The sequence below is a fragment of the Thioalkalivibrio sp. AKL7 genome (assembly GCF_000381705.1).
Classification (GTDB): Bacteria; Pseudomonadota; Gammaproteobacteria; order Ectothiorhodospirales; family Ectothiorhodospiraceae; genus Thioalkalivibrio; species Thioalkalivibrio versutus.
In genome coordinates this window covers 1-21,990 of record NZ_KB906959.1, presented here as the reverse complement: position 1 = coordinate 21,990, position 21,990 = coordinate 1, and the positions used below count along the sequence as shown (strand labels likewise).

Sequence of the window (21,990 nt, the reverse complement as noted above, 5' to 3'; positions counted from 1 at the left end):
AACGCTTCGTGACCCCGCCTCGCTGGCGACACCCCGATGGAGACCCTGCTGCCCTATGGCCAAACCGAACTACCAATACGAAAAGCGCCAGCGCGAGCTGAAGAAAGCCGCCAAGCAGGAAGAAAAACGCCAGCAGAAGCGGGCACGCAATCAGCCGGATGATCCGTCCGGCGCCCCAGAGGACCCACCCCATGAAGACCATGGATCGTAAGCGCGACAGCAAGAAGAAGGCCGAAAAGACACTGATGGAGAAACGCACCGCCAAGGCGGAGAAGCGCAAACCCAAGATCTTTCTGCCCTGACCCAACCGTTTTCGAACGCACGACGCCGGCCTCCGGGGTTCCCCCCAGGTCGGCGTCTTTCGTTTCGCCAACCCCGTACGCGCTTATGAAAATCCCCAAGATCCTCCAGCCGCTGATCGAAGACGGCGTCATTGATACCGTCATCGGGCAGCTGCAAAGCGGCAAGGAGGCGAACATCTACCTCGTCCGCAGCGGGGATGCGACACGCTGTGCCAAGGCGTACAAGGAAGCCAAGCATCGCGGCTTCCACAAGCTGGCCGAGTATCAGGAAGGCCGCAAGGTCCGCGGCAGCCGCGATGCACGGGCCATGGCCCGACGTGGGCGTCACGGCCGCGAGGTCGAGGAGACGCAGTGGAAGAACGCCGAGGTCGAGGCGCTCTACCGCCTTGCCGACGCGGGCGTTCGAGTGCCCGTCCCCTACGGCGTATTCGACCGCGTCCTGCTGATGGAACTGGTGCTGGACGCCGACGGCAACACCGCGCCCCAGCTGCACGAAGTCGAGCTGGACCCCGAGACAGCACGCGAGTGGTTCGCATTCATGATCCGCCAGATCCAGCGCATGCTGTGCGCCGGCCTGATCCATGGCGACCTGTCCGAGTACAACGTGCTGGTGGACGCGCACGGACCCGTCATCATCGACCTCCCCCAGGCCGTCAACGCCGCCGGCAACAACAGCGCATTCCGCATGCTGCAGCGGGACGTGAACAATATGCGCACAACCTTCGGCCGCGTGGACCCCACACTGCTGGAGACGCAGTACGCCCACGAGATGTGGGACCTTTTCGCCAACGGTGACCTGACTCCGGAAACACCCCTGACCGGGCACTTCGTGCACAGCGAAGAGACCCCCGACGTGGATGGGGTGCTCGACGAGATCGAGGATGCGCGACTGGAGCACGAGGCCTTGCTGGCCGCCCTCGACCCAACCCACCCCGACAACCAGTAGGCGGCTGTCCGAGCGATTCTACCGAGCCTGGTCAGGATCGAAGCTCTTTGGCGGGGGCGCTTCGCCTGCAAGCAGGCTCCTACGAGGGCAAGACCCGGTAGGAGCCTGCTTGCAGGCGAACCAACGGCGGCTCGGAAGCGCTCAGGGGGCCCTCTGGCCCACGAAGGATGGGGCTAGTCAGAAGTCCGGTCGCGCGTTAAACGCGGGCCGTGCCGGAGAGAAAGGCCTCCACACGATCCAGGTCCTCCGGCGTGTCCACGCCCGGGGGATGGGCCTCGGTCCTCCTCCCCACCTGAATCCAGGCGCCCATTGCCAGAGCCCGCAGCTGTTCCAGTTGCTCGAGCTGTTCCAACGCGGCGGGGGGTTCGGCACTCATGCGGCGCAGGAACCCGGCGCGATAGGCATACAGGCCCAGGTGGCGGGTCGCCTGCTCCACTGCGGGCGTCTGCCCGGCGCGATGAGCCTCGCGATCCCAGGGGATGGGGGCGCGGGAGAAATACAGGGCCCGGCCGTTGCGGTCGGTCACCAGCTTGACCTGGTTGGGGTCGGCCAAGTCCTGCGCGCAGCGGATCGGCACGCCCAGGGTAGCCATATCCGCCTGCGGGGTCTGCTCCAGAAGGGCCGCCAGGTCATCCAGCAACGGGCCTGGCGTCAGCGGCTCGTCGCCCTGCAGATTGACCACGATGGATTCGTCGCCCCAGCCCTCGGCCGCGGCGACCGCGGCGATGCGGTCGGTGCCCGAGGGGAGCGCGGGGTCGGTCAGGAAGGCCTCGGCCCCACACTGGCGCGCCACGTCGAGGATACGCTCGTCGTCCCCGGCGACGATCACCCGGCGCGCAGCGCTCTCCTGCGCCCGACTGATCACGTGGGCGATCAGCGGTCGCCCGGCCACCGCGGCCAGCGGCTTGTCCGGCAGACGGCTGGAGGCCATGCGTGCCGGGATAACGACGACGAAGCCCGTCATGCGGCGACTCAGGCCTCGCGCCAGCGTTCCTTCTCGTCCTCGGAGAGGGCGCGCGCCTCATCCTCGAGCATCACCGGGATGTCATCGCGGATCGGGTAGGCGAGACCGGCGGAGACGGAGATCAGCTCCTGATTCTCGCGATCGTACTTGAGCGGACCCTTGGTAACCGGGCAGACCAGAATATCGAGCAGACGCTTGTCCATGCATTACCCCAGGTGTTTGAGCCGACTGACCGTCTCCAGGCGCGCGAGTAGCGCCGGCTCGAAAGTGGTTGGCAACCGGGCCGCGATCGGCCAGTACCAGTGATTATCCTGCGCAAACGACCGGCATTTTACGGCATCCTTCTCCGTCATCAGAACCGGCAACTCGTCATCGAAGCGGATCTGATGCGGCAGGAAACGATGGTGATCCGGAAACGGATGCCGAATGATACCGATCTTCGCCGCTTCCAGGGTGCGGAAGAAGCGCTCCGGATCCGCGATCCCGGCGATGGCGTGGGCATCGCGCCGGGCAAAGCGGTGGGGCTTGCGCGCCTCCTCCGCCCCGTCCACCCGCTGCAACCGACTGGACGGGACCAGTTCCATCGGGATCTCGCCGGGACCCGGCTCGCCACCGGTCACGATCACGAAATCGGCCCGCTCACGGGCCCGCTTCGGCTCCCGCAACGGCCCCGCCGGCAGACAAAGCCCATTGCCGAAACGGCGTCTCCCGTCGACCATCAGGATAGTGATATCGCGCGGCAGGCGATGGTGCTGCATGCCATCGTCGGCGATCACCACATCCACGCCCTGGTCGGTCAGGGCCCGCGCCCCGCGCACCCGGTCGCGATCCACCTGCACCGGGACGCCCGTGCGCCGGGCGATCAGCAACGGCTCGTCGCCCACCACCACCGGATCGGAATCGGCCGTCACCGCGATCCCGGCCACATCCCCACGCCCGCCATAGCCGCGACTGACAATGCCGGGGTGATAGCCAGCGGCGCGCAGGCGCTTGGCCAGCCACACCGTCATCGGTGTCTTCCCGCTGCCGCCCAGGGTCAGATTGCCCACCACGATCACCGCGCGCGCCGGGATGGAGATATCGCGCCGCGCCTGCTCCTGGCGCTGGCGATTCCACTCGGCAAGCCCGGCGTAGGCCAACGACAACGGGAACATCGCGGCGGCGAACGGCCCGCGCTGGCTCCACTGATCCCACAACCGGGCGCTCAGCCACGCCTGAAACGACCCCATGACTACCAGTCCCAGACCTGCTGCAGAACAGCATCGAAATTGGCATCCACCTGGCGCCGCTCGTCCCAGAAACGCCGCCGCGCCGCATCCCCCTGCTGACGCCGCGCGGCCGGGTCGTCGCTCAACTGCTGCCAGGCCTCCAGCACCGCAGCGGGTTCGCCCAGCACCGCGCAGGGCAACGCCGCCGCCGAGGCCTCGCCCAGGCTCACCGCCGCCCCGCCGGCCAGGCCCTGCCACAAGGCCTGGCGATCCGAGGCCGCAAGATGCACCGCATGGGCGGCACTGGCCGCAGCGGCAAACCAGCGTCGGTCATCCAGATGCAGGATAGCCCCCGGCGCCAACGTCGAACGATCCCAGGCCGAGACCGCCAGATCCGCGCCGGGCAGCCCGGCCTCGGTCGCATCCCCGCGCAGGCTCGCGAGCAGGATATCGCTGCGCCCCCGGCCAGAGGCCTGCCAGGCCGCGTGCCAGGCGGGCCATTGCTCCGACGTGCCGTGCCACCACCACAGGCGCTCCACGTTACCCCCGACCAATGCGCGCAGGACCACGTCGGCCTGGGCCTCGACAAATCGCGCCTGCGGGTCAGCGGGCGCCAGTGCCGCTTCGAACGCGGCCTCCGGCCACGTAAGCGCCCCGGCCGGATCAACCGGCCAGTGGCGCACGACCGGAGGCACTGCCCGGGCAGGCGGCTCGGTATTGACCGCGATCACCGGGACCTCGGCCGCCTGCAGGAGGTTCACCGGGGCCTGACCGCCGGCCAGCAGGATGCCGTGGGGCTGAAAACGCTCGAGCACCCGGCGCACCACCCGCGGACGGTCACAGGGGCCATAGCCCACACCCACCTTGCGAAACGCCTGCATGTGTCGTTCAAAGAGCTCCGGGTAGTCCTGCTCGAAGGTCAGGACGATGCGTACATCCTGGCGCTTGTCGCGCACCGCGCCGAGCAGTTCGATCCCCAGGCGCACCTCCTCGGGCGTGCCGCCGGCCTTGATCCAGACCAGCCGCCCCCGCTCGTCGGGTGGCGTCAGGAAGCCCCGACGGGCCCGCGCACGGTTCCCCTCACCGCGACGATAATCGCGCCAAGTCGCGCCCCAGACCGCAAACCGCCGAGCGCCGTAACCTCCTGCATCACCCCGCATCCCCCACCTCCTCGCGGAACTGGAGGCGGTGCAGGAGCGTGTAAACCCCGCCGAGGGCAATCAACTCGTCGTGCCGTCCGGTCTCGACCACACGGCCGTTATCCATCACCAGAATACGGTCGGCGCCCTCGACGGTGGACAGGCGGTGGGCAATCACCAGCGTGGTACGGGTGCTCACCAGTGCGTCCAGAGCGGCTTGCACCTGACGTTCGGATTCGTTGTCCAACGCCGAGGTCGCCTCGTCCAGGATCAGTATCGGTGCATCCCGAAGCAGCGCCCGGGCGATGGCCAGACGCTGGCGCTGGCCGCCGGACAGCCGTGTGCCATTCTCGCCGACCAGGGTCTGCATCCCATCCGGCAGGCGATCGATGAACTCCAGCGCATGCGCCGCCCGGGCAGCCTCGCGGATCTCCGCCTCGCTCGCCTCGGGCCGCCCGTACGCGATATTGGCCGCGACTGTATCCGCAAAGAGGGTCACGTTCTGACCGACATAGGCGATCTGACGGCGCAGGTCGCGCAGACGGATCGTCTCGAGGTCGTGACCATCCAGCACAATGCGGCCCTCGGTCGGGTGATAGAAACGTGGCAGCAGGTTGACCAGGGTGGTCTTGCCACTGCCCGAGCGACCGACCAGCGCGACGTTCTCGCCCGGCTTCACCTCGAAGGAGACCGCCTTCAACACGTCCGGGCCTTCCGGACCGTAGCGAAAAGCCACATCGTCGAACACCAGGTGCCCCTCGGCACGATCCAGCGGTACGTGCCCCGTGTCACGTTCCGGCGTCTCGTCCAGCACGGCGAAGATGTTCTGCCCGGCCGCGATCCCGCGCTGCAGGGTCGCATTGATCATCGAAAGCCGGCGAATCGGGCTCAGCAACAACAGCATGGCGGTCAGGAATGACACGAAGGTGCCGGCAGTGACGGTGTCATCGCCGAAATCGGAGGTCGCCACCCAGATTACGAAAGCCAGTACTGCCGCCACCAGGAACTGGATGGTCGGGGTATAAGCGGCCTTGATACCCTCCATACGCATGTGCAGGCGGCGATTGCGCTCATTGATGTCCTCGAAGCGCTCGCGCTCGTAGGTCTCGCCACCGAAGATGCGCACCACCCGGTGGCCCTCGATCACCTCCTGCGTCACGTGCGTCACGTCGCCCATGTTGTACTGCAGGCGATGCGAAATACGCCGGAAGTGCTTGGTCACCACCCGCACCAGAATGGCCATCACCGGCGCAATAACCAGGATCGTGAGGGTCAGGCTCGGGGTCAGCCAAAACATCCATGCTAGCAGCGCGATGATGGTGAGGGTGTCCCGCACCAGCGTACTGAACCCGTCCGTGGCGGCCGTCGCCACCTGCTCCACGTTGTAGGTCACACGTGAGATCAGCTCGCCGCTGCTCTGCTCCTGAAAGCGCTGCACCGGCATGTGCAACAGACGCTCGAACAGCTCCTCGCGCAGGCGCTTGACGACTTGCCGCCCGACGTAACGCATCGCATAGACCGAACCGAACTCGGCCACGCCCCGGATCAGAAACAAGCCGATCAGCACCACCGGAATCCACGGAATCAGCGGGTGTGAATCACCCTCGGCGAACGACTCGTCCATCAGCGGCTTCATCAGCGCGGCAAAGCCCGCTTCGGTCGCCGCCATGCCGAGCATCGCCACCGTCGCAATCGCCAGCAGCGGCCAGTAGACAAAGGCGTAGCCAAGCAGGCGGCGATAAACCGCCCAGCCGGAGTCGAGGTGCTGTGGGTGCTGGTCGTCAGTCGTCATCGGCGGCATCACCCAAGGTGGCGATGGAGACCGAGGTGATACCCAGGCGGCCGACGACATCCAGCGCGCGCACCACCGACTGGTGGGTGGCATTCGCGTCCGCGCGGATCAGCACCGGGTCGTCCTCGCGGCCCTCGCGGGCCTCTGAGAGCACACGCTCCAGGGTCTCGGCGCGGCGGTTGATCAGTTCCTGGCCGTTGATGAAGTAGTTGCCGTTCGCGTCCACGATGATGTCGATCCACGCGCGCTCCACGGCCTCGGCCTCGCGGTCGGCCGAGGGCAGGGTCAGCTCGATGTCCGCGTGCTGATCGAAGGTGGTGGAGACCATGAAGAAGATCAGCAGCAGGAACACCACATCGATCAACGGCGTCAGATTGACGCCGGGCTCTTCCTGCCGGCTTGGCGTACGGAAGTTCACGCCTTGGCCCCGCCCTCGACCGCACCGGCCTCGCGCTCGCCATGGATCACCTCGACCAGCTTGGTGGCCTCCTGCTCCATCTCCAGCACCAGTTCGTCAATGTGGCCACGGAAGTAGCGATGAAAGGCCAGCGCCGGGATGGCCACGCCGATCCCGGTCGCGGTGGTAATCAGGGCCTGCGAGATGCCACCGGCCAGATCGCGCGGGCTGCCGACGCCGATCTCGGTGATCACGGTGAACACCTCGATCATCCCGACCACGGTGCCCAGCAGGCCCAGCAACGGGGTAATCATCGAGATCGTGCCCAGCGTGTTCATGTAGCGCTCGAGATCGTGGGCCACGCGACGTCCGGCCTCTTCGATGCTCTCCTGGGTGATCTGGCGGGCGCGGTCATGGGTCGCGAGACCCGCGGCCAGGATCGCCCCCAGCGGGGAACCCGCACGCAGACGCTGGATATCGTCCAGCTTGAGTCCCTGCGTACGCATCTGCTCCCACACCGAGGTCAGCAGGCGCGGCGGCACGACCCGCGAGCGGCGCAGCGTCCACAGCCGCTCCAGCACGATGGCCACGGCCAGTACGGAACACAGCAGGATCGGCAGCATCAGCCACCCACCCGCTTGTACGATCTCCAGCATGCAATTCCCCTAAAGTATCGAAGCGCGTCAGGCGCGCCGGAACACGGCCATGGATTCCACGTGCGCAGTGTGCGGGAACATGTCCATGATCCCGGCCCGCTCCAGGCGATAGCCATGATGATGCACTAGGCGCTCGGCGTCACGGGCGAGCGTGGCCGGGTTGCAGGACACATAGACCAGGCGTTCGATCCGCTGCGGCGCCAGGGCCTCGATCACCGCGGCCGCGCCGGTACGCGGCGGGTCCAGCAGCACACGGTCGAAGTCCTCGCGCAACCAGGCGGCGCTCTTCAACGCCTCGACATCGTCCAGGTCTGCGCGCTCGTAGCGGGTATTGGCGATGCCCTGGTCACGGGCATTCGCACGCGCCCGCGCCAGCATCGCGTCGTCCACCTCGACGCCGACCACTTCGCCCTCGGTCACGGTCCGTGCCAGCGGCAAGGTAAAGTTGCCCAGCCCGCAGAACAGGTCCAGCACGCGGTGCCCCGGTTGCAGGTCCAGCGCCTCCAGGGCCTGCGGCACCATCTTGCGGTTGATCTGTGCGTGCACTTGGATGAAATCGGTCGGCATAAAGGGCACCGACACGCCGTAGTCCGGATGGCGGTAGATCAGCGGCTCGATCGGCCCGGCCAGCGGCTCCACCGTGTCCGCCCCGCCCGGCTGCAGATACACCTGGATGCCCTCGGCCTCGGCCCAGTCGGACAGGCGCTGGGTATCCGCATCCGACAGCGGATCGAGATTGCGGAAGATCAACGCCACGCGCTCGTCGTCATCCACCGCGACCTCGATCTGCGGCAGGCGGTCGCGCGCCTCGAGCCCGTCCATCAACTCGCGCAGCGCCTGGATACGCCCACCCACTGCCGGGTGCAGCACCTCGCAGTGGGTCATCTGGGCGAGATACGGGCTACCGCGCTCGCGAAAGCCGACCAGCACCCCGCCCTTCTTCGGCACGTGCTTGGCGCCCAGCCGCGCAGTGCGGCGATAACCCAGGGTGTCGGCGGTCAGCGGCTCGAAGCGCGCCTCCGGCGTCACGTGGCCGATGCGTTCCAGCGCGTCGAACAGGGCCTGTTCCTTGATTTCACGCTGGGTCTCGACGGATGCGTGCTGCAGCTTGCAGCCACCGCACAGGCCAAAGAATTCGCAGGGCGGCTCGACACGGCCCGCGGCCGGCTCCAGCACGTCGACCACCTCGGCCGTATCAAAACGGCGCTTGCGCCCGGTCTGCACCGCCATCACGCGCTCGCCCTTCAGCACGCCGTGGATGAAGCAGGCCTTGCCCTCGCGACGGATCACGCCCTGGCCGTCCAGGGTGACCTCCTCGATCCGGGCCTCGAACGGGGTCTTGTCGATGCGTGCCATCAGGTGTCGGTCCCGGCAGGCTGCCAGGCGTCGAGGAATTCACGGTGGTGCGCCGCACCACTGCCCTCCAGGTACTCGGCCAGTTGCTGTTGCCGGCTGGCCAGGGCGGCGTCGGTCAGGTTGCCGCGCATGTATTCGAAGCGCAGCCAGACCAGATAGGTGTTCAGCACATCGTGCTCGACATAGTCGTGGATCTCGGCCTGACGCCCGTCGCGCCAGGCCGGCCAGACCTTCGAGCCATCCATGCCCAGCTTGCCGGGGAAGCCGAGCAGGCTGGCCATCATGTCGAGGCTGGTGACCGCGCGGCCCTGGAAGCCCGCCAGCACGTCCATCAGGTCCACGTGGCGCCAGTGGAAGCGCGACAGGTAGTTGTTATAGCGAAACTCGCGGTCGTCGTTGCCCTGCTCCCAATAGCGCGGGGCCTGCACGCCGTTGACCAGCGCGCGGTAATGCAGCACCGGGAGGTCAAAGCCGCCGCCGTTCCAGCTAACGAGCTGTGGCGTGCGCTTGTCGATCACGTCAAAGAACTGCCGCAGCAGTTCGGCCTCGGAGGGCGTCTGGCCGTCCTCGCCCTCGCGGCCGAAGGCGGAGAGCTTCAGCGCATCGCCGCCCTGATAGAGCACGCCGATCGACACGATGCGATGCAGCGGATGCTTGAGGAACTCGGAGCCGGTCTGGGCACGGCGCAGCGCGAACATCGCCTCGGCGACCTCGTGATCGCTCAGCCCCTCGAAGTCGTGCAGGCGGCGCGCGCCCTCGATATCCGGGACCGTCTCGAGGTCGAAGATCAGGACCGGGGCACTCATGCGGGGAACACGCCGGTAGAGATGTAGCGGTCGCCGCGGTCACAGATGATCGCGACGAAGGTCCCACCCTCGGTCTGCGCCGCCAGCTTCAACGCCGCGGCCACCGAACCACCAGAGGAGACCCCGGCAAAGATGCCTTCTTCACTCGCCAGCCGACGCATGGTCTCCTCCGCCTCCTCCTGGGTCACGTCCACGGTCTGGTCCACCCGCGAGGCCTCGAAGATGGTCGGCAGATAGGCCTCCGGCCAGCGCCGGATGCCAGGGATGGACGCCCCCTCGGCCGGCTGCACGCCGACGATCTGCACCTCCGGATCGCGTTCCTTGAGATAGCGCGACACGCCCATGATGGTGCCGGTAGTCCCCATCGCGGAGACGAAGTGGGTCACCGTGCCCTCGGTGTCGCGCCAGATCTCCGGCCCGGTGCCAATGTAGTGCGCATCCGGGTTGTCGGGGTTACCGAACTGGTTCAGCACCCGGCCCTTGCCCTCGGCCTCTAAGCGATCGGCGAGGTCACGCGCGCCCTCCATGCTCTCCTCGCGCGAGACCAGCACCAGCTCGGCGCCGAAGGCCTTCATCGAGGCGCGGCGCTCGGCGGACATGTTGTCCGGCATCACCAGGATCATGCGATAGCCCTTCATCGCCGCGACCATCGCCAGCGCGATGCCGGTGTTGCCGCTGGTCGCCTCGATCAGGGTGTCGCCCGGCTGGATGTCGCCGCGGCGCTCGGCCGCCTGGATCATGTTCAGCGCGGGCCGGTCCTTGACCGAACCGGCGGGGTTGTTGCCCTCGAGCTTCACCAGCACGGTGGACGGCAGATCCGCCGCCATGCGCTGCAGGCGCACCAGCGGCGTATTGCCGACGAAGTGCTCGAGGGTCGGGAAGGATTCCGGGTGCAGGCGTTTCTTCATGCGCGCAGAGTATAACGATCGGACCCGATCCATGCCCATGCACGCTCGCCCCGTCATCGCGTGGAAGACCGCGACGTGGCGATCCCCCTCTGAAACCACCGGATTCCGACGGCGTGCGGCATTCCAGAGATTACTCGCTACGCTCGCCGTTCAGGCCGGCTTGTGGCCGTTCAACGCGCTTCGTGCCTTTGTGCCTCGGCCCCTGCGGGGCCTTGCAATGACGGTGTGCGGAACGATCTCTGTGGCACCCCCACGGAGGACCTCGCAACGACACCCCATTCTGCCTAAGCTAGAGCCATGCTCGTATTGCTCGAATACCTGATCGTCACTTTCCTCGCGGTATTCGTCATCGTGAATCCACTGACGACCGCGTTCATCTTCACCGCAATGCTGCCGCGCGCCTCCGAGGAGAAGCGCCGCTCCACCGCCCTGCGCTCGGTCAAGGTCGCCACGGCCCTGCTGTTCGCCTTTGCACTGCTGGGCGGGGTGATCTTCCAGCTGTTCGGGATCACGCTGGCGGCGTTCCGTATCGCCGGCGGCATCATCCTGTTCGGCATCGCGATCGGCATGATCCGGCAGAAGGCCGCCAGCGAGCGCGAGACCGCCGAGGAGGTGAAGGCCGACAAGGGGCAGGTGACCGAGGACATCTCGGTCATCCCGCTGGCCATCCCGTTCATGAGCGGGCCCGGGGCGATTGCAACGGTCATGATCCTGACCAGCGAGGCCCCCACCATCTATCACCTGGTGCTCGTGTTCCTGGCGGTGCTGGCCTGCATGGTCGCGTGCTACTACGCGATGATCCATTCGCGCTATCTGGTGAAATTCCTCGGGGATACCGGCAAGGACATCCTGACCAAGGTGTTCGGTCTGATTCTCGCGGTCCTGGCCGTGCAGTTCGTGATCAACGGGGTCAGCGACGCCGCCGTCGGCTTCCTGCTGGATACCCAGATGCTCGACGGGACCGAGATCGAGGACCCGCGCCTGCCGCCGCGCGAAAACGATTGAGCCGGCGCGCCGGCTATCCCTTCGCCCCGGAGACCCAGGCGCGCAGGGTCGCGATATCCACCACCGAGCCTTCCAGTGCCGGACCGGCCAGGACCGTCGCGGGCTGATCCGCCTCACCGAACCCGTCCAGCACGGCCAAGGCGCCATCAAACGCCTGCTCGCGGGTGTAGTCGTTCGTCGTGACCACGACCTCCAGCCCCGCCCCGCGTGCGGAACGCACACCGTTGTCGGAGTCCTCCAGGGCCAGGCAGGCCTCCGCCGGCAGGTTCATCGCCTCCAGTGCGTGGGTAAAGATATCCGGAGCCGGCTTCTTGGCCGGGACCACGTCGCCAGCGGAGATCACCTCGAAGCGGTACGGGCCCTCGCTTCCGAGCGTGGCCTCCAGCAGGACCGTGACGTTCTCGGGGGTGGTGGTGGTGGCGATCGCCAGGCGCAGACCCTCGGCCTCCGCTTCGTCCAGCAACCGCCGCACCCCCGGCCGCAGCGGGATCGCGCCGGTCTCAAGCAGGGCCACGTAGTGCCGCGTCTTGGCCGCATGCAGCTCGCGAATACGCGCATCGATCCCCGGCTCGTTCAGGACCTCGGGATGGTCCTCGGACAGGTACTGGCGGATGCGTTCCTTGCCGCCGGTCACGCGCAGCAACTCGCCGTAGCGCGCGATGCTCCACTCCCAGTCCAGGCCCGCGTCCGCGAACGCCTTGTTGAAGGCGACGCGATGACCGTCGCGTTCAGTGTCCGCCAATGTGCCGTCCACATCGAAAATCAGCGCCTGCAATTCCGTCATCCCGTTATTTCCGCCTTTTCCCGTATCTCGCTGAAAAACCGGCCGCGAGCCCGCACATTCCCGGCATCCAACCGAGACCAGGCACCAACAGTCATGGCACGGGACTTGCCCGGCCCGCCCGACTCTGGTACTAAGTGCGCCTCATTTTTCCAGCCGGAGAAAGCCCGCATGGCTGCTGACGAAAAGACCGACAAGCCCTCCACCCAGCACATGGTCGCCGGGGGCATTGCGCCCTACGAGCCGAAGCCGGACGAAGATTACATGAATCCGGATCAGCTCGAGCATTTCCGCAGCCTGCTGCGGGCATGGCGCCAGGAGCTGGCCGAGGAAGTCGATCGCACCGTGGGGCACATGCGCCAGGACGCGTCCAACTTTGCCGATCCGGCCGACCGCGCCACCCAGGAAGAGGAGTTCGGCCTGGAACTGCGCTCCCGCGACCGCGAACGCAAGCTGTCGAAGAAGATCAACGAGGCGCTGCGCAAGATCGACACCCACGATTACGGCTACTGCGAGACCTGCGGCGTGGAGATCGGCATTCGCCGCCTGGAGGCCCGCCCGACGGCCACCATGTGCATCGACTGCAAGCAGCTCGACGAGATCAAGGAAAAGCAGCGCGCCTGATCCCGGCCGGGCCGTGACGGTCACGCCCGAACGGATTACCCGGGCCGACCGCTATGTCGGCCGGTTTGCCCCTACCCCTTCCGGCCCACTGCACGCGGGCTCCCTGCTGGCCGCCGTCATCTCCTGGCTCGATGCCCGGAGTACCGACGGCCGCTGGCATCTGCGAATCGACGATATCGACGCCCCCCGGGTTCGCCCGGGGGCGGCCGATGCCATTTTCCATGCCCTCGAGGCCTTCGCCCTGGTCTGGGATGGCCCCGTCACCTGGCAAAGCCAACGCGGTCCCGCCTATCAGCGCGCCCTGGAGGCCCTGTTGGCGTCGAACCTGGCTTTCCCCTGCGGCTGTACCCGCAAGGACCTGGCCGCGCGCGGCCGGCCGGGCTGGGAAGGGCCGATCTATCCAGGCACCTGTCGCCATGGCCTGCCGCCCGAACGCGAGCCACGGGCCGTGCGTGCCCGGGCGACCACCCGTTACTGGACGATCGCGGATCGCTTTCTGGGTGCGGTCGCCTTCGATCTGGAGGCACTCGGAAGCGACTTCGTGATCCGCCGGGCGGATGGCATCGTCGCCTACCAGCTCGCCACCGTGGTGGACGACCTGGACCTGGGCGTAACCCGCGTGGTGCGCGGGATCGACCTGCTCGGCTCCACCCCGCGCCAGATGCAGCTCTACGAGGCGCTGGGCGCCACCCCACCGGCCTATGCCCACCACCCGGTCCTTGTCGCGCCCGGCGGCGACAAGCTGGCCAAGGCCACCGGAGCCGAGGGCATCCACGCGGATACCGCCCGGCGGCAGCTGGCCGACACCCTGACGGTGATCGGCCTGGCCCCGGGCGACGCCCAGGCACCCGACGCACCGGAGACCCAGCTGGCCGAAGCCTTGGAGCGCCTGCAGGGACACACCCTCGGCGACCACCTGCCATTGCCGGCGGCACTGCCCGGGGCCGCGCGCGCGGTGTAGACTCGCCGCATGCTCTCCACCCGCGCGCCAACCCGGACGGCCCCGCAGGATCGCTCGCCCGCGCACCGCAAGGTGCTTGCGAGCGGCTGACGATGGACGCCCCTCGCGCCATCCTGATCGCCCTGCTGGGCGCATTGCTGTTTCTGAGCCCGCTGGTCCTCTGGGTTGCCTACCTGAGTCCTGCCTGGTGGTGGCCCTTCACGGCCTGGGCGCTGTTCGTCGTGGCCATCGCGGCACTGAGCCGGAGCGGGCGCCGTGACCCTTAGCCTGGGTCTGATCTACGCGGTCGGGGTGGCCTACCTCGCCCTGCTATTCGGCATAGCGTTCCTGGCCGACCGCGTCCCCCGAGTAGGCCGGCTGGCGGCCAACGGCTGGGTGTTCAGCCTGTCGCTGGGGGTCTACGCGACGTCCTGGACCTTCTACGGCAACCTTGGTTTCCTCGCCGACCAGGGCTACCTGTACCTGACCATCTACCTCGGCGTGACCCTGGCCTTCGCCGCCACCCCCTGGCTGCTGCGCCCCCTCCTGCGCCTGACCCGCGAACAGCAGCTGACCTCGCTGGCCGACCTGTTCGCCTTTCGCTACCGCAGCCGCTTCACTGGGCCCGTGGTCGCCCTGTTCATGCTCGCCGGGGTACTCCCGTACATCGCGCTACAGATCAAGGCCGTGGCCGAGTCCGCCGCCGTGCTGACCGCGGAGACCCCGCCGCATCTGCTCGCCCTGACCTTCAGCGGCACCATCGCGCTGTTCGCGATCCTGTTCGGCGCCCGCCACATCGCCCCGCGCGAAAAGCACGCCGGTCTGGTGCTGGCCATCGCCTTCGAGTCCATCGTCAAACTGCTCGCCATCCTTGTGATTGCCGCCGTGGCGCTGTACGCCGTGTTCGGCGGCCTCGGCGGGCTGAACGACTGGCTGGCCGCCCATCCCGAAGCGGTCGATGCGCTGTACGAGCCGGTGCGCCAGGGCGGCTGGTTCGCGATGATGATCCTGGCCTTCGCGGCCGCCTTCCTGCTGCCACGCCAGTTCCACATGCTGTTCACCGAGAACATCAACCCGCAGGCACTGAACACCGCGGCCTGGGCGTTCCCCGCATTCCTGCTGCTGCTGAACCTGCCGATGCCCGTGCTCTACTGGGCCGGGGAGGCGGCCGGGCTGGGCATCTCGCCCAACTATTACGCCATCGGCATCGCCGGGTTGCTGGAGTCACCCAGCCTCGCCCTGCTGGTCTTCATCGGTGGGTTGTCCGCCGCCAGCGCGATGATGATCGTGACCACCCTGGCGCTCGCCCATATGGGCACCAACTACCTCTCGCCACTGACCCGACTGCACGAAGAGGAGCGCAGCGCCAACCTCTACACCCGCCTGCTTTGGGGGCGGCGCATCTGGATCGTGTTCATCATCGGGCTCGGCTATGCCTTCTACGGCCTGCTGCAGGTCGTAGAAGGCCTGGCGCAGCTGGGTCTGATCTCGTTTGCCGCGGTGGCGCAACTTCTGCCGGGCCTGATCGGCCTGATGCTGTGGAAACAGGCGACCCGGGTCGGATTTCTCTTGGGCCTGGGGGCCGGGATTGCCGGCTGGGCATTCACCCTCGTCATGCCTTTGCTGTCGGATGCCGGGATCGCGACGGCCCTGCCCGACCCACAACGCCTCTTGCGCGCGGAGATGCTGGACCCGTGGACCTTCGCGCTAATGCTGAGCCTAGGCGTCAACGCGGTCCTGTTCGTCGTCGGCTCGCTGCTGACCCGGCCCAACCCCGAGGAAACCGAGGCCGGCCGGGCCTGCTGCCCCAACGAATCCACCGCCACCGGAGCGGGCCTGCCACTGGCGGGCGACGTCACCGAGATGGAGACTGCACTTGCGGCCACCCTGGGCCCGGGCACGGCGCGCCACGAGGTCCAGCGCGCCCTGGATGATCTCGGCCTGCCCCGCCATACGCGTTCACGCGGCGATCTGCGCCACCTCCGCGAACGGATCGAGCGCAATCTCTCCGGCCTGCTGGGGCCGGTACTGGCTCGCATGATCGTCGACCAGCACCTGCGCCTGGATGCCGCCGGGCGCCACACCCTGAGCGAAAGCCTGCGGCGGATCGAGGAACAGCTGGAGACCCGCCCCCTGCCGCTGTCCGGCCTGGCGGCCGAGCTGGACGCCCTGCGCCGCTTTCATCGCCAGATCCTGCACGAGCTCCCGCTGGGGGTAGCCAGCCTCACCAATACCGGCGAGATCACCGGCTGGAACCAGGCCCTGGCGCAGCTCACGCAGGTCGCCACGGAAGACGCCGTGGGCCAGAACATCGGTCAGCTCGACAGCCCCTGGAGCGGCCTGCTGACCGCCTTCCTGGAGAGCCCGGACCGCCAGTGGTACAAGCTGAACGTGGATCTGCCCAACGGCAACCGCCGCCTGAACCTGCACCGCTCCGAACTGCAGGATGCCCAGGGTCAGGTGGAAGGCCGCGTGGTCCTGATCGAGGACGTGACCGAACGCGCCCAGCTCGAGTCCGAGATCGCCCACGGCGATCGCCTGGCCTCCATCGGCCGCTTTGCCGCCGGGGTCGCGCACGAGATCGGCAATCCACTGACCGGTATCGCCTCGCTGGCGCAGACCCTGCCCCTCGAGGACGACCCGCAGGAGATCCACGGCATCGCCGACGACATCCTCGCCCAGACGCGACGCATCAACGCCATCGTACAGTCGCTGATCACCTTCGCCCACGCCGACGAAGGCCCATCGGCCGGACACTTCGAGACCATCGCACTGGACGATCTCGTGGCCGAGGCCATCCGCCTGATGCGCCTGGCCGGGCGCAACGACCTGCAATTCACGACCTCGGGTCTCGCGGGGCTGCACGTCCGCGGCTCGCATGCCACGCTGTTGCAGGTGTTCATCAACCTGCTGACCAACGCCGAACAGGCCTCGCCCGAAGACGCCACCGTCGCCATCGCGGCCCGAGTCCATGGACGGCATGTCCAGATCACCATCGACGACGCCGGCCCCGGAATCGACGCATCCAGCCTGGAACGACTGTTCGAGCCGTTCTTCACCACCAAGCCGGCCGGCCAGGGCACCGGCCTGGGCCTGCCGGTGGCCTACAGCATCGTGCGCGACCACGGTGGTACCCTGATGGCCGCCAACCGCCCCGAGGGCGGTGCCCGATTCCTGCTGACACTTCCGCGCCAAGACTCATGACCCGCATCCTCCTGGTTGACGACGAAGCCCCGATCCGCCGCGCCGTGCGCCGATTCCTGGAGCACCACGGCTTCGAGGTCGGCATGGCCGAAAACCTGGCCGAGGCGCGGGCGCTGGCAGCCGCCGATCCCTACGATCTGCAACTGGTGGATCTGCGCCTGCCGGATGGCGAAGGGATCGAGCTGCTGCCGGAATTCGCCCACACGCCCACGGTCATCATGACCAGTTATGCGTCGGTGCCCTCCGCGGTCAACGCGATGAAGGAAGGCGCCGCCGACTACATCGCCAAGCCTTTCGACCACGACGCCCTGCTGCTGACCCTGCGCGCCGCCCTGCGCGAGCGCGACCGCCCCAACACCGACGAACCCGACGACGAGGGAACCGATTCCGCTCCGCGCCCCGGACTGGGCCTCATCGGCGAGAGCCAGGCCATGCAGCAATTGCGTGATCAGATCCGGCGTGTGGCCATGACCCACTCCACGGTATTGCTGCGCGGCGAGTCCGGTACCGGCAAGGAGCTCGCCGCGCGCGCCCTGCACGAACTGAGCCCGCGCGCCAGCGGCCCGTTCGTCGCGGTCAATTGCGCCACCATCCCCGAGGGTCTGGTCGAGGCCGAGCTGTTCGGTCACGCCCAGGGTGCCTACACCGGTGCGGTCAAGGCGCGCACCGGCCTGATCCAGAGCGCCCACGGCGGCACGCTGTTCCTGGACGAGATCGGCGAACTGGCGCCTGCGGCCCAGGCCCGTCTGCTACGGGTCCTGCAGGATGGCGAGCTCCGCCCGGTCGGGTCCAACGAGAACCTGAAGGTGGATGTGCGCCTGCTGGCGGCCACCCACCGCGACCTCGAGGCCATGATCGAGGAACAGGCCTTTCGTGCCGATCTCTACTACCGCCTGCGGGTCCTGGAGTTGTCCATCCCGCCCCTGCGCGAAAGGCGCGAGGACATCATCCCCCTGGCACGGCATTTCCTCGAGGCACTGGCCGGTTCGGGGCCAGTGCCACAACTGTCACACGCGGCACGGCAAGCCCTGGAGTCGCAAGATTGGCCCGGCAACGTGCGCGAGCTGGCGAACGCCCTGGAACGCGGGTGGGTACTGAGCCCGGATGGCTGCATCGAAGCGGACCACATGGGACTCTCGACGGGCACCCCGGCCCGGGACGACGAGATCCCCAACCCCGCGTTTCCGACCCGCAAGGGCAAGGGCTCGAGCCTGAACGAGTATTTCCGGCACTTCGTGCAGGAAAACCAGGGCAGCATGACCGAGACCGAGCTGGCCCGGGCCCTCGGCATCAGCCGCAAGACCCTGTGGGAACGCCGTCAGCGTGAGAATCTCCCCCGCCCGCGCGGCTGAATCGGTGGCCGCATCCCCCGCAGCCCGGCGGGTCTTTCTGGCCCTGTGGCCCGACGACCCCACACGCGCCACACTAGCCCGCCTCGGCCAGGAACTCGACGGCCCTGGCCGACCGGTCCCGCGCGATCACCTGCACCTGACGCTGGCCTTCGCCGGAACGATCCCGGTCGGACAGGCCGACTGTCTGGCCGGGCGCATCACGGAACTCGCCTGCGCGCCGATCGACCTGACCCTGGACCATCTGGGTCACTTCACCGGGCCGCGCATCACCTGGGCCGCTCCTGCCGAGCCGCCCGCCGCACTGGCCGACCTCGCCGAGCAGGCACATGCCCTGTGCAACGACTGCGGTATCGACCTCGGTCCGCCGCGTCCCTTCCGACCCCACGTGTCCCTGCGACGCCACGCCGCGCCGCCCGACACCGAACGCATCGAACCGCCCCTGCGCTGGCTGGCGGACACGATTGCGCTGATCGAGTCGGGAAAAGACGGCCATCCCGGGCCCTACCGCATCCTCGCCCAGACCTGACCAGCCCGCCCGCGCGGCAGGCCAGCGGCGGCCGCGAGAGTCGGATCAATCGAGGGGCGGAAGGTTATCCGTTGCCGAAGGGTCGGCTGGCTGGGCGGGGTCTGCCGGATCGGCTGGCTGGGTTCCGGTACCCGGTCGCGTCGGTGTTCCCTCGCCCAGCGGCGGTGCATCCTCGCCCCGGGGCTGGCGCTGCTGTCCCAGCGGGGGCGCATCCTGGGGCTGCCCCTGCCCTTGAGGTTGACCCTGTCCCTCAGGCGGCTGGCCCTGCCCCTGGGGCGGACTCGGCGCTCCGCTTTGCCCCGGTGCCGGCTGGCCACCGCGCTCCATCTGCCCGGGAGCTTGTTGCCCCTGCCTGCGCTGGCCGGGCTGCTCCGGCGGCTGCCCCTGAGGCATGCCCTGCCCACGCTCCTGACCCTGGCCGCGCGGCATGCCGCCCTGGCCCGGGACCTGCTGACCACCGGCCGGCGGGGCACCCTGTTCGGCGGGCGGCATACCCTGGCCCATTCCGCCCTGTGGGTCCCCATGTTGCGGGGCCTGCGCGTATGCCGAACCGGCGGCAAACAGTGAACCCAGCGCGATGGCCAGGGCCGTGCTACGAAATCTCGTCATTGGGAGCCTCCTGCAGGCTGTAACGCCGTTCATTCAGGCCCCCTTGATAGCAGCCAGACCCCGCGCCCCCAAGGGTGACAGTCGAGTTCCCGGAAATTCCGCGAAACACTTCACTCCATGGAAACTCGATTCCCCGGACCCGGAGCGTCCCTAATTCTTCAACGCCACCGGGACGGTGAACATCAACAAACCATAGTCCGCCTCGTACTGTTCCTTGAACCGGGCTGCGATGCGATCGCACAACTCGGCCGAAGCCACCACCTCGACCTTGATATTGCCACCCTGGCGCCAGTTGCCCCGGCGCTTGCCATGCCGGCCCCAGCCGCGCGTATCGGTCACCGTGTACCCGGCCGCGCCCATGGCGCGCGCCTCGTCGATCAGCGTGTCCTCCAGGATCGCCTCGGCGACCACCGTCAGCAGGTGCATGTCATCGGATTCCATCGCGCTAGCCTCCCAGCGAATAAAGGGTCTGGGCCATCCAGAAATACAGCGGCACACCCAGGAAGATGTTGAAGGGGAACGTGATTCCCAGCGATGCGCCAATGGAAAGTGCCGGATTAGCCTGGGGTACCGCGATACGCATGGCCGCCGGTGCGGCGATGTAGGAGGCACTCGCATAGAGGGTCGCCAGCAACAGCGTACCGCCCATCGACATGCCCAGCGCATACCCCAGCAGCGTACCCAGCACGGCCGAGACAATCGGCATCACGATCGCGAAGGTCACCAGAAAGAAGCCGTACTGGCGCACGTCGGCGATGCGACTGGAGGCGACCAGCCCCATCTCCAGCAGGAACAGCGCCAGCACGCCCTTGAACAGGTCGAAGAACATCGGCTCCAGCGGCTCGATGTGCACGGGACCCGCGATGAAACCAATCACCAGGCCGCCGGCCAGCAGGAAGATACTCTTGCCGAAAAACACTTCGTGCATGGTCTTGCCCCAGCGCGTCGGGCCCTTGCTGCCCATGCGCGCCAGCAGGATGCCGATGATTAGCGCCGGCATCTCCAGCAGCACCAGGAAGACCACCATGTGGCCCTCGTAATCGATCCCGCGCGAGGCCAGCAGGGCCACGGCGACCGAGAAGGTCACCACCGAGACCGAGCCATAGTGCGCCGCGATCGAGGCCGAGTCCGCCCGCGGCATGCGCCCCACCCAGCGCAGAACCGGGAACGCGATCAGCGGGATCAACGAACCCACCGCCAGCACCGCCAACCCCGGCAGCAGCAAGGGCACCAGCTCGCTCTCGGCCAGCTTGACCCCACCCATCAGGCCAATCGCCAGCAACAGATAGATCGAAAGCGCCTCGTAGATCGCCATCGGGATCTTCAGATCCGACTTGGCGAGGCCCGCAATGGCGCCCAGCAGGAAGAACAGTACAACCGGATCGAATGCCATCTCGCCTCCGTGTGCGGAAGCCGCAATGCGCTGCAACTCGCACCCTAATCGTAGGCGAGACCCGCCCGGCAGAAAACCATTGCGTGGCAACAAGCCCCGTCATCTAATCTAGCCCGGGGTGAGTTCAATTGATCGATGCAACACCTTCGGTCCTAATACTGCGTTTGGGGGTGTTGCATATGGAGCCAATGGGGAGGCCGGGATTCTCGGCCAAACAGAGGGCTGAGCTTTGGGCACGGTGGCAAGCTGGCGAGTCGCTAAGTGACATTGGCCGAGCGCTGGGCAAGCAGGCTGGTTCGATTCATGGCGTCGTCGCCGCGTGTGGCGGAATTGCCCCTGCCGAGCGTCGCAGGTCCCGTCTGGCGTTGACGCCCTCAGAGCGCGAGGAGATCTCCCGCAGCCTTGCTGGCGGGGCAACGATCCGTCAGATTGCCGCGACCCTCCAGCGCGCCCCTTCCACGATCAGCCGCGAGATCGCGCGCCACGGCACCCGGCGCACATATCGCGCCACTGTGGCCGATAGTCGGGCGTGGGATCGGGCGCGGCGCCCCAAGCCCTGTCGGCTCGCAACGCATATCCCACTGCAACAAATAGTGGCAGAGAAGCTCGGATTGGACTGGTCGCCCGAGCAAATCGCAGGATGGCTACGGGTTCAGTATCCAGGCGCGTCCAATATGCACATCTCCCACGAGACGATTTACCGCAGCCTTTTCATTCAGGCTCGCGGCGTACTCAAGAAAGAACTGCTGAAGCACCTGCGTTCGCGACGGATGATGCGCCGCTCACGCCTTGCGAGCACGGAAGGACAGCCTCGCGGCCAGATCATTGATGCAATCTCGATCCGAGAGCGCCCGGCGGAAGTGGAAGATCGTGCGATACCGGGCCACTGGGAGGGAGACCTGATCTCCGGGGCGAAGAACAGCCACATCGCCACGCTTGTCGAGCGCCACTCCCGCTTTACGATGCTGGTGAAGGTCCAAGGCAAGGATGCGGCGAGTGTCGCGAGCGCGCTCAGCCGCGAGGTCCGCAGACTCCCGCGCGAGATGTGGCGCTCCCTGACTTGGGATCGCGGCAGCGAGATG

General features: G+C 67.4%; 24 protein-coding genes. 11 read left to right on the top strand and 13 right to left on the bottom strand.

Annotated features, from left to right (window positions below; all coding sequences use genetic code 11):
* The first annotated feature begins 55 nt into the window (after nucleotides 1-55).
* Together G315_RS14680 and G315_RS0113305 are read left to right on the top strand one after the other, a co-directional pair.
* A complete protein-coding gene (locus G315_RS14680) occupies nucleotides 56-211 on the top strand; it encodes a hypothetical protein (RefSeq protein WP_018176369.1) in 156 nt (51 codons plus the stop codon).
* A 176-nt stretch (nucleotides 212-387) separates the two neighbouring features.
* Nucleotides 388-1,248 (top strand): PA4780 family RIO1-like protein kinase, encoded by an 861-nt coding sequence (locus tag G315_RS0113305; protein ID WP_019612671.1) that lies wholly within the window; start codon nucleotides 388-390, stop codon nucleotides 1,246-1,248.
* A gap of 196 nt (nucleotides 1,249-1,444) precedes the next feature.
* Here G315_RS0113305 and kdsB read toward each other — a convergent pair whose 3' ends face one another.
* From kdsB to cysM, 10 genes are read right to left on the bottom strand one after another with little or no spacing between them, the layout of a single operon-like run.
* On the bottom strand, nucleotides 1,445-2,212 hold the full coding sequence (gene kdsB, locus G315_RS0113300; protein WP_018146077.1) for a 3-deoxy-manno-octulosonate cytidylyltransferase: 768 nt from the start codon (nucleotides 2,210-2,212) through the stop codon (nucleotides 1,445-1,447).
* A gap of 8 nt (nucleotides 2,213-2,220) precedes the next feature.
* The gene (locus G315_RS0113295; RefSeq protein ID WP_018146078.1) at nucleotides 2,221-2,415 is read right to left on the bottom strand and encodes a Trm112 family protein; all 195 of its coding nucleotides are present in this window, start codon (nucleotides 2,413-2,415) and stop codon (nucleotides 2,221-2,223) included.
* A 3-nt stretch (nucleotides 2,416-2,418) separates the two neighbouring features.
* Nucleotides 2,419-3,441, bottom strand: coding sequence for a tetraacyldisaccharide 4'-kinase (lpxK, locus tag G315_RS0113290; RefSeq protein WP_018146079.1), 1,023 nt, complete (start codon nucleotides 3,439-3,441; stop codon nucleotides 2,419-2,421).
* A gap of 2 nt (nucleotides 3,442-3,443) precedes the next feature.
* Entirely contained in the window at nucleotides 3,444-4,580 is a 1,137-nt protein-coding gene (locus tag G315_RS0113285; RefSeq protein ID WP_019612670.1) for a glycosyltransferase N-terminal domain-containing protein, read from the bottom strand.
* Nucleotides 4,570-6,351 (bottom strand): lipid A export permease/ATP-binding protein MsbA, encoded by a 1,782-nt coding sequence (gene msbA / locus G315_RS0113280; RefSeq protein WP_019612669.1) that lies wholly within the window; start codon nucleotides 6,349-6,351, stop codon nucleotides 4,570-4,572. The genes G315_RS0113285 and msbA overlap by 11 nt, the downstream gene beginning before the upstream one ends.
* Nucleotides 6,341-6,769, bottom strand: a complete 429-nt coding sequence (locus tag G315_RS0113275) for a biopolymer transporter ExbD (RefSeq protein ID WP_018650355.1) — start codon at nucleotides 6,767-6,769, stop codon at nucleotides 6,341-6,343. Before G315_RS0113275 ends, msbA begins: the two co-directional genes overlap by 11 nt.
* A complete protein-coding gene (locus G315_RS0113270; RefSeq protein WP_018146082.1) occupies nucleotides 6,766-7,404 on the bottom strand; it encodes a MotA/TolQ/ExbB proton channel family protein in 639 nt (212 codons plus the stop codon). Before G315_RS0113270 ends, G315_RS0113275 begins: the two co-directional genes overlap by 4 nt.
* A 27-nt stretch (nucleotides 7,405-7,431) precedes the next feature.
* Nucleotides 7,432-8,760, bottom strand: a complete 1,329-nt coding sequence (rlmD, locus tag G315_RS0113265) for a 23S rRNA (uracil(1939)-C(5))-methyltransferase RlmD (RefSeq protein ID WP_019612668.1) — start codon at nucleotides 8,758-8,760, stop codon at nucleotides 7,432-7,434.
* Nucleotides 8,760-9,566 (bottom strand): 3'-5' exonuclease, encoded by an 807-nt coding sequence (locus G315_RS0113260; protein ID WP_018146084.1) that lies wholly within the window; start codon nucleotides 9,564-9,566, stop codon nucleotides 8,760-8,762. The genes rlmD and G315_RS0113260 overlap by 1 nt, the downstream gene beginning before the upstream one ends.
* Nucleotides 9,563-10,474 (bottom strand): cysteine synthase CysM, encoded by a 912-nt coding sequence (gene cysM, locus G315_RS0113255; RefSeq protein ID WP_018146085.1) that lies wholly within the window; start codon nucleotides 10,472-10,474, stop codon nucleotides 9,563-9,565. Before cysM ends, G315_RS0113260 begins: the two co-directional genes overlap by 4 nt.
* A gap of 297 nt (nucleotides 10,475-10,771) precedes the next feature.
* Here cysM and G315_RS0113250 point away from each other — a divergent pair, with 297 nt between their 5' ends.
* Entirely contained in the window at nucleotides 10,772-11,479 is a 708-nt protein-coding gene (locus G315_RS0113250) for a MarC family protein (RefSeq protein WP_019593803.1), read from the top strand.
* 13 nt (nucleotides 11,480-11,492) lie between these two features.
* Here the strand turns inward: G315_RS0113250 and G315_RS0113245 are convergent, their stop codons facing one another.
* Nucleotides 11,493-12,263 carry an HAD family hydrolase gene (locus G315_RS0113245; protein WP_018146087.1) on the bottom strand — a complete coding sequence of 257 codons (771 nt, stop codon included), beginning with the start codon at nucleotides 12,261-12,263 and terminating at the stop codon, nucleotides 11,493-11,495.
* A 168-nt stretch (nucleotides 12,264-12,431) separates the two neighbouring features.
* On the opposite strand from G315_RS0113245, the gene dksA reads away from it, so the two are divergent.
* The 7 genes from dksA to G315_RS0113210 all read left to right on the top strand — a co-directional run bounded on the left by dksA (nucleotide 12,432) and on the right by G315_RS0113210 (nucleotide 19,473).
* Nucleotides 12,432-12,884, top strand: a complete 453-nt coding sequence (dksA, locus tag G315_RS0113240) for an RNA polymerase-binding protein DksA (protein WP_018146088.1) — start codon at nucleotides 12,432-12,434, stop codon at nucleotides 12,882-12,884.
* Between the two features lie 13 nt (nucleotides 12,885-12,897).
* Nucleotides 12,898-13,845: a tRNA glutamyl-Q(34) synthetase GluQRS gene (gene gluQRS / locus G315_RS0113235; protein ID WP_019612667.1), complete on the top strand. Its 948-nt coding sequence runs from the start codon at nucleotides 12,898-12,900 to the stop codon at nucleotides 13,843-13,845.
* Between the two features lie 92 nt (nucleotides 13,846-13,937).
* Nucleotides 13,938-14,111 (top strand): hypothetical protein, encoded by a 174-nt coding sequence (locus G315_RS14675; protein ID WP_018146090.1) that lies wholly within the window; start codon nucleotides 13,938-13,940, stop codon nucleotides 14,109-14,111.
* Nucleotides 14,101-17,028 carry an ATP-binding protein gene (locus tag G315_RS0113225; RefSeq protein WP_018146091.1) on the top strand — a complete coding sequence of 976 codons (2,928 nt, stop codon included), beginning with the start codon at nucleotides 14,101-14,103 and terminating at the stop codon, nucleotides 17,026-17,028. The genes G315_RS14675 and G315_RS0113225 overlap by 11 nt, the downstream gene beginning before the upstream one ends.
* Nucleotides 17,025-18,380, top strand: a complete 1,356-nt coding sequence (locus G315_RS0113220) for a sigma-54 dependent transcriptional regulator (protein WP_018146092.1) — start codon at nucleotides 17,025-17,027, stop codon at nucleotides 18,378-18,380. Before G315_RS0113225 ends, G315_RS0113220 begins: the two co-directional genes overlap by 4 nt.
* Nucleotides 18,381-18,384: 4 nt before the next feature.
* On the top strand, nucleotides 18,385-18,906 hold the full coding sequence (thpR, locus tag G315_RS0113215; protein WP_019612666.1) for an RNA 2',3'-cyclic phosphodiesterase: 522 nt from the start codon (nucleotides 18,385-18,387) through the stop codon (nucleotides 18,904-18,906).
* A gap of 342 nt (nucleotides 18,907-19,248) precedes the next feature.
* Nucleotides 19,249-19,473: a hypothetical protein gene (locus G315_RS0113210; RefSeq protein ID WP_018146094.1), complete on the top strand. Its 225-nt coding sequence runs from the start codon at nucleotides 19,249-19,251 to the stop codon at nucleotides 19,471-19,473.
* Nucleotides 19,474-19,665: 192 nt separating this feature from the next.
* On the opposite strand, the gene G315_RS0113205 is transcribed toward G315_RS0113210, so the two are convergent.
* Nucleotides 19,666-19,956, bottom strand: coding sequence for a hypothetical protein (locus G315_RS0113205; protein ID WP_018146095.1), 291 nt, complete (start codon nucleotides 19,954-19,956; stop codon nucleotides 19,666-19,668).
* 4 nt (nucleotides 19,957-19,960) lie between these two features.
* Entirely contained in the window at nucleotides 19,961-20,908 is a 948-nt protein-coding gene (locus G315_RS0113200) for a sodium-dependent bicarbonate transport family permease (protein WP_018146096.1), read from the bottom strand.
* A gap of 179 nt (nucleotides 20,909-21,087) precedes the next feature.
* On the opposite strand from G315_RS0113200, the gene G315_RS14585 reads away from it, so the two are divergent.
* The coding region (locus G315_RS14585; protein WP_369699429.1) for an IS30 family transposase at nucleotides 21,088-21,990 on the top strand (903 nt) is incomplete at its 3' end.

Excerpts from the sequence above, each read along its gene's own strand:
- G315_RS14680 (WP_018176369.1), top strand. The coding sequence starts at position 56 with ATGGCCAAACCGAACTACCAATACGAAAAGCGCCAGCGCGAGCTGAAG.
- G315_RS0113305 (WP_019612671.1), top strand. The coding sequence starts at position 388 with ATGAAAATCCCCAAGATCCTCCAGCCGCTGATCGAAGACGGCGTCATT.
- kdsB (WP_018146077.1), bottom strand. The coding sequence starts at position 2,212 with ATGACGGGCTTCGTCGTCGTTATCCCGGCACGCATGGCCTCCAGCCGT.
- G315_RS0113295 (WP_018146078.1), bottom strand. The coding sequence starts at position 2,415 with ATGGACAAGCGTCTGCTCGATATTCTGGTCTGCCCGGTTACCAAGGGT.
- lpxK (WP_018146079.1), bottom strand. The coding sequence starts at position 3,441 with ATGGGGTCGTTTCAGGCGTGGCTGAGCGCCCGGTTGTGGGATCAGTGG.
- G315_RS0113285 (WP_019612670.1), bottom strand. The coding sequence starts at position 4,580 with ATGCGGGGTGATGCAGGAGGTTACGGCGCTCGGCGGTTTGCGGTCTGG.
- msbA (WP_019612669.1), bottom strand. The coding sequence starts at position 6,351 with ATGACGACTGACGACCAGCACCCACAGCACCTCGACTCCGGCTGGGCG.
- G315_RS0113270 (WP_018146082.1), bottom strand. The coding sequence starts at position 7,404 with ATGCTGGAGATCGTACAAGCGGGTGGGTGGCTGATGCTGCCGATCCTG.
- rlmD (WP_019612668.1), bottom strand. The coding sequence starts at position 8,760 with ATGGCACGCATCGACAAGACCCCGTTCGAGGCCCGGATCGAGGAGGTC.
- G315_RS0113260 (WP_018146084.1), bottom strand. The coding sequence starts at position 9,566 with ATGAGTGCCCCGGTCCTGATCTTCGACCTCGAGACGGTCCCGGATATC.
- cysM (WP_018146085.1), bottom strand. The coding sequence starts at position 10,474 with ATGAAGAAACGCCTGCACCCGGAATCCTTCCCGACCCTCGAGCACTTC.
- G315_RS0113250 (WP_019593803.1), top strand. The coding sequence starts at position 10,772 with ATGCTCGTATTGCTCGAATACCTGATCGTCACTTTCCTCGCGGTATTC.
- G315_RS0113245 (WP_018146087.1), bottom strand. The coding sequence starts at position 12,263 with ATGACGGAATTGCAGGCGCTGATTTTCGATGTGGACGGCACATTGGCG.
- dksA (WP_018146088.1), top strand. The coding sequence starts at position 12,432 with ATGGCTGCTGACGAAAAGACCGACAAGCCCTCCACCCAGCACATGGTC.
- G315_RS14675 (WP_018146090.1), top strand. The coding sequence starts at position 13,938 with ATGGACGCCCCTCGCGCCATCCTGATCGCCCTGCTGGGCGCATTGCTG.
- G315_RS0113220 (WP_018146092.1), top strand. The coding sequence starts at position 17,025 with ATGACCCGCATCCTCCTGGTTGACGACGAAGCCCCGATCCGCCGCGCC.
- G315_RS0113205 (WP_018146095.1), bottom strand. The coding sequence starts at position 19,956 with ATGGAATCCGATGACATGCACCTGCTGACGGTGGTCGCCGAGGCGATC.
- G315_RS0113200 (WP_018146096.1), bottom strand. The coding sequence starts at position 20,908 with ATGGCATTCGATCCGGTTGTACTGTTCTTCCTGCTGGGCGCCATTGCG.